Consider the following 9,268-nt stretch of genomic DNA (forward strand, 5'->3'; position numbering starts at 1 on the left):
GCCATCGTTTATTGCAACAAAAGCAAAGGTGGTTGTTCCCTCACTGGATTTTCTAATCCATGTCTTAACTATTTCATTTTCCTTTGCATAATAAAAGTATACATGATACCAATGGTCATTCTCATCCCTACGTCCATCTTTTAGCTGTGACTGGGCTGGTACCCGATATTCTGGATTTTCTTCTTTAAATTTTTCAATGGCATTGGCTAAATCCAACTCACCACAACTAATTTCATATTTTTCTGCGTAGGGATAACTTCCTGGAGCAAAACTACAAGACACACAACTAAACATCAATATTGAGTTTAAGACAAATAATGTATATGCTATTTTTTCATAAATAAATACTTTAATGTGTATGAGTATCTGGCGTATTTGTAACACCCACATTGCTAATATTATACCAAATGATAATGTTTGTTAAGCCTTGTCCATTTGGTTGTGCAAGTTGATAGATAGTTTTTGGCAAAGCCGCCACACCTAAACTTATTATTCAATATAATAGAACAGCCTATAGAAATCTACAAGCTGTTCTATCTATTCGTCGTTGGCACGAGGCAATAACTACAAACTCTCGCTAGCGGTTGAAAGCATTAAAAATACCTTCTGATTATCATTAATGAGAATTTCTCCCTCTACAAGTGAATCAATTTATCGCTTGATCTTCTTATCTATCATTTTTCCATCCTGGAAAGTTAACTCCCAACTTTCCGGCGCCCAAGTAGAGGGAGGTGGAAAAACAGTGTTCAATTGAAAATTATCTTCATTTAGGTTTGGCTCATTCTCGAAATCTTCAACTTTCTTTTTGAAATATCTATAATCCTCAGGGTAATACAACTTCATTAATTTAATTATTGACTCATTCGAAAGCTTAAATGAAGGAAAAAAAGGATCTTCACAATTAAAATACACACAAATCGGATTTCCTTCAATATCAATTATCATATGCGTATAGCCACTCACGAAAAATGATGCACTAGGAATATATCTAATTTTATAATTAACACAAGAGGAATCATCTTTTGAAACGCCTAGAAATAGGACATTATTTTGGTAATTGTCCCCTGTATCCACAGTTTGAAAGTAATCCAAAATTTGTTCTTTTAGCTCCCCATTGTTAAGACTCCACAAATAACTTTTATCCCCAATTTGGACTGTATTTTTTCCTTCCTCATTACAAGAAATTACAACGATAGATAAAACAAATAATAAAATAAACAATTTTCTTACCATGTTCCTAAATTTATTATATCCCATTTAACTGTTGGGTATGCAACTCTATATACTTCATTATTGTACATTACATGAATATATGGAAGTCCTGACCAAATAAACATTTCATAATCTCCGGTTTGTTCATCTGGAAGATGGCTTCCTGACAATCCAATGTTTCCAGAATTATACATTGACTGCGAATGAATGCAAGATTTACTTCTACAGTACATAAATCATAATGGTCGAAATTTATTAGATCATGCAATTTCTCCTTGACCTATAAAACTAATCGAATCTATCTTCTTTATTTATAAGTATATCACCCTTGAATGTTAACACTCTATATCGATCTCGGGAGTTAGGAGGAATAGGCCATTCACCATTTTTTTGATAATATGCATATTCTTTGGGGAAATAGTGCTTACAATATTCCATTATTACTTCATCCTTTATTCTGAAAAAGAATTCTGAAGAGTGCATCATTTCTTCTATTTCCACAGGGATGTAACATTCATCGACTTGGACAAAAAAAGCAATTGCATGATGGTAAAAAAACAAAGGTCCCCCAAAATAGTCAATCCTATAAGCCACAGTATCTGCATTAAGGTACTTAATGGTAATGTAGGGATGAGAATTTGATCCTCTACCACCCGGAGGATCAACTTCATCCACAAAATTGACAATTTCTTCAGTTAAAACTTCATTCGTAATATCCAAAGTCTGAATAGACAAAGTCTCTTTTTCAGATTTTGAGTTGCAGGAAATACCAGTGAATAAAATCACTATGCTAATTATATATCTTACCATATCATTAATTCTTCAAAGTTCCAAATGTCCTTTTCATAATTATATGTTCCGTCTATGGAATAAATTGCTCTATCATAAATGATTAATATTGGTTTTCCAAATCCTCTTTGTACATCTAAATCGTCACCGCTAAGTCCTATTGGATTATCCTTTTGTGCAGCCAATCGGGGATGCGTATGGATATGGGTCGAAATAAGATGCCATTGATTATTAAATTTCACTTCTTGCCAATTACCTCGAGTCTCCTGATAATTATTAAAAGCTTTATTAATTTTATTAGCATAATAAGGCATGACCATTACTTTGCCACTTTGAAGTTGAAAACCAGAAACCTCTCTTACCGGGCCAAAATTCCCAAATTCATTATTAAAAGATTTGTTCCACATGTAATCATAAGCAGTACTTTTATCATCGAACATTAAAGAGCCGCTTCTCATGTCTACTGAAACACCATGCATCTGGTAATTCAATGACAAGCTCGGCATAATTAGCATATCTGTAATTGCTCTACCCGGCGTTAATTGAGAATAAAAATCGGATCCACTTGGCAAAGAATACCCATTTATAGTATTAGCCGAAGGTGGTTGATATGTTGAGGGATTGTTACCCGACAGATTCACCTCAATATTATGTTCCACATTAAAATTAGGAATACCAATATCCACCATCTTTTCCCGCAATCCGGTAGTATTATCGTTTAACCATTGCATCCCCTCGCTCATCCAATATACTGGATTTATCCAATTCCAGTCCCATTTATGTCCCGTTGGATCATAATAAATCAACGGATTATTCATCACATAAGCATACCTGTCATAATTCATCCATTGCCCAGGCGCTTGGATGAACGGATCTGCACTCAAGAACCTTGAGGTTAATGGGTCATAAACCCTGCCATTTCCCGATACGTTCCTTCGTCACTATCGGGATTAGTTCGGCTAATGGTTTTGCTTTGGGGCAAAACCAAAGTCCTCACTGAACATATTGAAAAGCGCAAACCCATCAAGGTGCTTCCCGAATGAATTCGGGACAGGCTATGCATAGTGTAGCCGCGGGCTGTAATCTCACTTACAGGAGTGGTAATCCTCTGAGTCCAGTCATCCGGATTCCGGCGATTACCCCAGGGATCATAAGCAAATCATTCCAACAAGGTGCCATTATCATCCGAAATGGCAACAAGTGATCCTAAATAATCTGTATAAGCATAATGCAGGTTTTCTGCATTTCCGTCCTGAACAAAAATTGCAGCTAAACCATCACTTGCGCTAATGTAATAAAAAAAAAAACATTCACCTGAGAACCAACTCTTTTACCACAGAATTGCCAATTTTATCGTTCATATTTTGAATGATGGTATCGCGGTGAAGCAGCAATTCATTTCGGATAACACTACTGTGAAGAGTCACATAAACCACTCCGTTACGAAACCACACATTTTTGGTCACCCGTGCAGCAGAAGGCCCTACAACTTCCTTCCACGCACCGGGAATACGGGAATTGTAAATCCCTCTGGAAATAGAAGGCTGTTTCCCCATGATTTCGTTTAGGATATCCTGCAGCGGTTGCACTGAATTTTTCCTGTTATCCCGGTTTTTGTAACTCATAGTACTATATTGTTTGCACGTTGCCGTTGTTCACTTCGAAAAAAAGATTTTCTTTCCCGGTTTTCTCTACAATTTCAGTCAGTCTTTGTTTTTGAGTATCGGTAATAAATATTTGCCGGAATCTGTCCTGAGAGACCAATTGAATCAAGCTATTGCCCCTTTCTTCGTCCAATTTATCAAACACATCATCCAACAACAGGATGGGGCCAAACCCGTTATGCCGCGAAAGGAACTCGTACTGGGCGAGTTTTAGTGCAATCAGAAAAGACTTTTTTTGTCCCTGCGACCCTTCTTTCTTAACGGGCTGTCCGCTCAGCAAAAAATGAAGGTCATCTTTGTGAACACCCTTGGTGGTATAGCCCAATATCAAATCCCTTTGACGATGTTCCCTTAGTTTTTCAATAACATTTCCAGCCTGATGATGTGATTGATAATGAATATCCACTTCTTCATTTCCTCCGCTGATGTGCTGATAAAACTCCCGAAAAACAGGTACCAGTTGTTCAATAAAAGCAGTTCTTTGTTCAAAAATCTGTTGGCCCAACAGGGTCATCTGCTCATCCCATACATCAAACTGGGCATGCAGGGAATCATTAAGTCTTTCACTTTTTTTGAGCAGGGTGTTTCGTTGCATCAGTGCCCGATTGTACCTGATCACCTTCTCCAAATAAGGTTTATCATACTGAGACACTACGCTGTCGATATACCTTCTTCTCTGGTCGCTGCCTTCCACAATCAAGCGTTCATCCGAAGGGGATATCATTACAAGCGGCAACAACCCGATGTGTTCAGAGAGTCGGGAATACTCTTTCTTGTTTCGTTTGAACTGTTTTTTCTGATTCCTTTTCAAAGCTACATAAATCTGCTCATCACTATCATTTCTGTCGAAAGCCCCCTGAATCACAAAAAAATCTTCATCGTGGCATATATTCTGACTATCAATGGAATTAAAATAGCTTTTACAAAAAGAAAGATAATAAACAGCATCCAGCAGATTGGTTTTCCCGGCACCATTGGGCCCGACAAAGCAGTTTATTCCGTCACAAAACCCCAGCTCAACCTGCGAAACATTCTTGTAATTCAGGATATTCAGATGCTTAAGATACACAATTCGTATTATTTTAAAGTGATTCGAAGAAATCCTCAGTTTTGGCAATAAAGATCCATTTTAGACTGAACTAATCAATGAAACAACAAAAATAAGCAAAGAAAAAAGAGCAAAAGCCATGCCCGGCTATTTTTTTTGTCTTTGGCTGTTTTGAATAATAGTGAAAAGAATTACATTTGCCTACGGAAAAAAATTTAAATTCGATATGGCAAAAAACCAACAACACGAAGACAGCTTTGAAAATGTAGAATCGGCATTAACAAAAACCGAACAATTTATCGAAGACAATCAGAAGCTGATAAGTTTTGCAGCCATTGCATTAATCATTCTTGTAGGTGGCTATTGGGCTTTTAAGAAACTATACATGGAGCCATTGCAAAAAGAAGCTCAGGAAACAGTATTCCAGGCTCAGCAATATTTCCAAACCGACAGTTTTAACATTGCCCTGAACGGTGACGGTATGAACCCAGGATTTCTGGAAATAATCGACCAGTACGGAGCTACGGATGTAGGTGAACTGGCTGAATATTATGCAGGCGCTTGCTACCTGAACCTCGGAGATTATGAAAGTGCAATTGACTATTTGAAAGGATTTTCGACCGATGAGCCAATTTTAATGGCTACTGCTCAGGGAGCTATCGGAGATGCATACCTGCAACTGGGAAGTAACGATGAAGCCATTAAATGGTACACCAAAGCATCAAATCTGGACAACGATCTTATCGCTCCCACCTATCTTTTCAAACTGGGACTCCTTTTTGAAGAATCAGGAGAGAATAAGAAAGCGATTGAGGTTTACAACAAAATCAAAAATGAATTCAAAAACAGCTCTGAAGCCCGTCAGATTGATAAATATATTACCAGAGCCAAAATCAAAAACTAAATATTTGTTTACAATAAACAAATATCTGTGAAATTTATTATATTAAAGGTTGTCTGTTTTTTCCGGACAACCTTTTTTTAGATATCGAAAAAACATTTCATTTTCCTAAAAACCGAAACATGGCAACGAATCTTAAAAACCTCTCAGAATACGATCCAACACAAGTACCTTCAGCAGAAAACATGAAATTCGGGATCATCGTATCGGAATGGAACCCGGTTATCACCGATGCCCTGATGCAAGGAGCCTGGGATACGTTAATAAAACAGGGAGCCATATCTGAGAATATTACAGTTGCGCATGTCCCCGGCAGCTTTGAATTAACTCACGCAGCCAGACAATTCATTAAAAAAACCGATGTGGATGCCGTCATCTGCCTGGGATGTGTGATTAAAGGAGACACCCCTCACTTCGATTTTGTCTGTCAGGGTGTAACCCAGGGAATAACGCTTCTGAATGCAAAATATGGGAAACCTGTTATTTTTGGTGTTCTTACAACCGACAATCAGCAGCAAGCAATTGACAGAGCCGGTGGCAAACATGGAAATAAAGGCGATGAAGGAGCCATAACAGCAATTAAAATGGTCGCACTAAACCAGGAATTAAAAAGCTAAAAAAATGTCCAGATTTCACCTTCAGAGAAAAACAATTGAACCGGTCATTCAGTTTGTGGGGAAACAGTTTCTTGAAACAGCTTCAATTCAGCTGTTTCGTTTTTCGGAACAAAAATTTTCTGAATTAAGTTCCGAAGCTGATTTTGACCGGATACGCAACAATCTGGAACAATCTGAGGAGGAAATTCTCTGGATTAATCTGCATGGAATTCACGATACCAGGCTGGTTCATGAAATCGCCGATCAGTTCAACATTGACCGTTTAATCATTCAGGATATTGTTGACACCAATCAGCGTCCAAAGGTGGAATTGCATCCCGAACTTCTATTTGTTTCGGTTAAATCCCTGCTCCCATCCAATCATCAAAGCATTGAGGCGGAGCAAATTAGTTTTATCCTCAAAGACAATGTGCTGTTATCCTTTCAGGAAAAAAAGGGAGACCACTTTGAACACATCAGGCGACGAATTCGTGAGGGAAAAGGCAGGGTTCGAAAAAGTGAGGCCGACTACCTCTTGTATCTTTTACTCGATGCCATCACGGGCAATTGTTACACAACTCTAAACGACTTGGAATTGCAATTAGACATACTGCCCGAACAAATCATGCAAGATCCAAAACCCGAATACATCGCATCTCTTGAAGAAATAAAACGAAACCTTTTTGCACTCCGAAAAGCGGTCACACCAATGAAAGAGACCATCTTGTTTACAGAAAAAGGACGGGCGGAACAAATCAGAGCCCAAACGCTCCCCTATTTTTCTGATTTAAAAGACCAGCTGATGCAACTCATCGACGAAGCTGATATTAACCTTACCCGCGCGGAAGGCACCACGAACCTGTTTTTCTCTTACCAGGGCCACCGAATGAACGAAGTGATGAAAGTCCTTACCATCGTGGCCACCATCTTCATTCCCATTACGTTTTTTGCCGGAATCTATGGGATGAATTTTGAAAAGATGCCCGAGCTTACATGGCAATACGGATATCCTGCTGCATGGGGACTCATGGTAATTTCAGCACTTGTAATGCTTCTCTATTTCCGCCGCAAAAAATGGTTTTAACACCACCAATCACTATTTCATAGCATCAAATGCAACCGTAAAGCAAGAGCCGACTCCCGGCTCACTGGTTACCCATATCCGGCCTTTGTTAAGGTCAACCATCTGTTTCGACAACATCAGACCAAGACCAGTTCCGGCCTCTTCACTGGTGCCAGTGGTGGATATATTACCTGAAAGAGAAAATATTTCTTTCTGTTTAACCTTTTGAATTCCTATTCCCGTGTCTTCTATATGCAAAAGAATTTGAGTCGCTTCCATTGCGGAATAGCAACGAACAGAGCCTCCGTTTCTGGTAAATTTAATTCCGTTATGAACCAGGTTACGCACAATAAATTCCAGCATATCTTTATCAGCTTTGACAAATAAACCTTCCGGAAGATCATTCTTTAGCAAAATATTTTTCTTTTCGGCAATCATGCCAAGCTGCTTATAGCACTTCTCTACCAGGTTCCTTAATTCAATTTTAACGTGAACAGGCTTCAGCTGTCCAAGTTGTGATTTGGACCAGGTAAGCAAATCGTCCAGCAATTTATATGTTTGTTCCGACATACTGCTGATTCGGTTCGCCATCTGTTTTATTTCCGGTATCGACTGGTCCTCTATGCCGTCACTAAGAAGCGAAGCAAAACCAATAATAGTCTGAAATGGGTTTCTAAGGTCATGTGCAATAATGCTGAAAATCTTATCTTTGGTATCGTTTAGTTCTCTCAGATGGGCCTCACTCTCCTTTAGTCGGTTTTCCATATTCACTTTAATACTCACATCTGAAATCAACAAACAATATTTCACTCCCCCCAGACTGAAAAGCTTGAACTCCAGCACTTTCCCATCACAAAGATTTTCCCATTCAAAAACATCTTCCCCGTGTTGTTGCGTACGATGTTCGTTTAAAAGGCCCGGAATATTTTGATTCTTTAACACTCCTGAAAGTTTCTGCCCGATGAAAGAAATACGGTTAAATATGCTGGAAGATTTTAAATTAGCCTGTTCAATCAGAAAATCATTCAACTCTCCTTCCGATTTTTGAGCTTCCAAAAAAAAGATGCCTACAGGAGAATTCTCAAACAGCTTTTCGAATAATTGCTCTCTTTCCTCTAACTGAGCCTTGAGCTTTTTCCGTTCTGAAACATTGTATTTTACAGCAATAAAACCACTGATTTTCGAATTGTCATCTGAAAATATGGGTGAAATGGAAGCTCTTTCTGTAATTATTTCTCCCGACTTGGTTCGGTTTACAATATCTCCGCTCCAACTCTTCCCACTTCCAATGGTCTCCCATAACTCATCATAAAACTTTTTGGTGTGAAAACCGCTTTTCAAAACAGAGGGTTTCTGTCCGGTAACCTCTTCCCTGGTGTACCCATATACCTTTTCAAAGGTTTTATTTACAAAAACAATAGTTCCGTCGGGTTCGGTTATCAGGATAATTCCTTCTGAATTATCCAGGGCTTTCACAAGCTGTTGTTCTTTTATCATACTTAAAAATTTAGGTATTCTCTGATATATACGGCACAGTCTGGTTAAGGATTTGAACAAACAGGTTTTTTTTGACGACTAATGGCAATGAATACCATAACCGTCCAAAAACGCATGACGTATGTTCATGCAGGCATGACAAGCAACCCTTCCGTTTTTCGTGAGGCCCCTGGACGACATGAATATTTCGCCACATTCATCACAAACGGCACTTTCTTCTATAGGAGCATAATCGGGAACCTCCACTTGCGCTTCACGAACCTCAAACATTTCATCAAAGGAAATTTCCAACAGGCCAAAAGAAGCCTCACGCGAAACCTCTCCAAACCTCTTTTTCAATTCAGGACTGTGATTTTTCTCCACAACTACCGCTTCAAATAACGGGTTAAACTCAGGAACAGAACGCCCGATGGCTTTTCTAATATCATTCTTTGCCCTGACTCTAAACCCCCTGCCTTTTCGGGTTGCAATGGTTACGGCATTTTTTCCGTAATCATT

The 9,268-nt window shown here is 38.7% G+C and carries 9 protein-coding genes and 2 pseudogenes; 3 read left to right on the plus strand and 8 right to left on the minus strand.

Translation table 11 applies throughout. The features are described 5' to 3' along the window. The 6 genes and pseudogenes from QZZ43_RS14475 to QZZ43_RS14500 form a co-directional block, all read right to left on the minus strand. On the minus strand, window positions 1-390 hold a 390-nt coding region (locus QZZ43_RS14475), incomplete at its 3' end, for a hypothetical protein (RefSeq protein ID WP_291860865.1). Between the two features lie 261 nt (window positions 391-651). Then, on the minus strand, window positions 652-1,233 hold the full coding sequence (locus QZZ43_RS14480) for a hypothetical protein (RefSeq protein WP_291860867.1): 582 nt from the start codon (window positions 1,231-1,233) through the stop codon (window positions 652-654). A 267-nt stretch (window positions 1,234-1,500) separates the two neighbouring features. After that, window positions 1,501-2,022, minus strand: coding sequence for a hypothetical protein (locus tag QZZ43_RS14485; RefSeq protein ID WP_291860870.1), 522 nt, complete (start codon window positions 2,020-2,022; stop codon window positions 1,501-1,503). Next, window positions 2,016-2,906: pseudogene (locus QZZ43_RS14490) on the minus strand (hypothetical protein); the annotation flags it as partial. The pseudogene QZZ43_RS14490 and the gene QZZ43_RS14485, both read right to left, overlap by 7 nt. A 405-nt stretch (window positions 2,907-3,311) precedes the next feature. Beyond that, entirely contained in the window at window positions 3,312-3,626 is a 315-nt protein-coding gene (locus QZZ43_RS14495) for a DUF721 domain-containing protein (RefSeq protein ID WP_291860873.1), read from the minus strand. Between the two features lie 4 nt (window positions 3,627-3,630). Beyond that, entirely contained in the window at window positions 3,631-4,734 is a 1,104-nt protein-coding gene (locus QZZ43_RS14500; protein ID WP_291860876.1) for a DNA replication/repair protein RecF, read from the minus strand. 205 nt (window positions 4,735-4,939) lie between these two features. Here QZZ43_RS14500 and QZZ43_RS14505 point away from each other — a divergent pair, with 205 nt between their 5' ends. The 3 genes from QZZ43_RS14505 to corA all read left to right on the plus strand — a co-directional run bounded on the left by QZZ43_RS14505 (window position 4,940) and on the right by corA (window position 7,294). Next, window positions 4,940-5,617, plus strand: a complete 678-nt coding sequence (locus QZZ43_RS14505) for a tetratricopeptide repeat protein (RefSeq protein WP_291860879.1) — start codon at window positions 4,940-4,942, stop codon at window positions 5,615-5,617. A gap of 119 nt (window positions 5,618-5,736) precedes the next feature. Further along, window positions 5,737-6,231, plus strand: coding sequence for a 6,7-dimethyl-8-ribityllumazine synthase (gene ribH, locus QZZ43_RS14510; protein WP_291860881.1), 495 nt, complete (start codon window positions 5,737-5,739; stop codon window positions 6,229-6,231). A gap of 4 nt (window positions 6,232-6,235) precedes the next feature. Beyond that, on the plus strand, window positions 6,236-7,294 hold the full coding sequence (gene corA / locus QZZ43_RS14515; RefSeq protein WP_291860883.1) for a magnesium/cobalt transporter CorA: 1,059 nt from the start codon (window positions 6,236-6,238) through the stop codon (window positions 7,292-7,294). 12 nt (window positions 7,295-7,306) lie between these two features. Here the strand turns inward: corA and QZZ43_RS14520 are convergent, their stop codons facing one another. Both QZZ43_RS14520 and QZZ43_RS14525 read right to left on the minus strand, forming a co-directional pair. Continuing rightward, complete coding sequence (locus QZZ43_RS14520) at window positions 7,307-8,770, minus strand: PAS domain-containing sensor histidine kinase (RefSeq protein WP_291860885.1); 1,464 nt, start codon at window positions 8,768-8,770, stop codon at window positions 7,307-7,309. A 78-nt stretch (window positions 8,771-8,848) separates the two neighbouring features. Then, window positions 8,849-9,268 (minus strand): annotated as a pseudogene (locus QZZ43_RS14525) (formylmethanofuran dehydrogenase); the annotation flags it as partial.

Source organism: Marinilabilia sp. (genome assembly GCF_016278715.1).
Taxonomy (GTDB): Bacteria; Bacteroidota; Bacteroidia; order Bacteroidales; family Marinilabiliaceae; genus Marinilabilia.

Bases quoted from the DNA above. Each gene is read 5' to 3' on its own strand.
- QZZ43_RS14480 (WP_291860867.1), bottom strand. From the start codon at position 1,233: ATGGTAAGAAAATTGTTTATTTTATTATTTGTTTTATCTATCGTTGTA.
- QZZ43_RS14485 (WP_291860870.1), bottom strand. From the start codon at position 2,022: ATGGTAAGATATATAATTAGCATAGTGATTTTATTCACTGGTATTTCC.
- QZZ43_RS14495 (WP_291860873.1), bottom strand. From the start codon at position 3,626: ATGAGTTACAAAAACCGGGATAACAGGAAAAATTCAGTGCAACCGCTG.
- QZZ43_RS14505 (WP_291860879.1), top strand. From the start codon at position 4,940: ATGGCAAAAAACCAACAACACGAAGACAGCTTTGAAAATGTAGAATCG.
- ribH (WP_291860881.1), top strand. From the start codon at position 5,737: ATGGCAACGAATCTTAAAAACCTCTCAGAATACGATCCAACACAAGTA.
- corA (WP_291860883.1), top strand. From the start codon at position 6,236: ATGTCCAGATTTCACCTTCAGAGAAAAACAATTGAACCGGTCATTCAG.
- QZZ43_RS14520 (WP_291860885.1), bottom strand. From the start codon at position 8,770: ATGATAAAAGAACAACAGCTTGTGAAAGCCCTGGATAATTCAGAAGGA.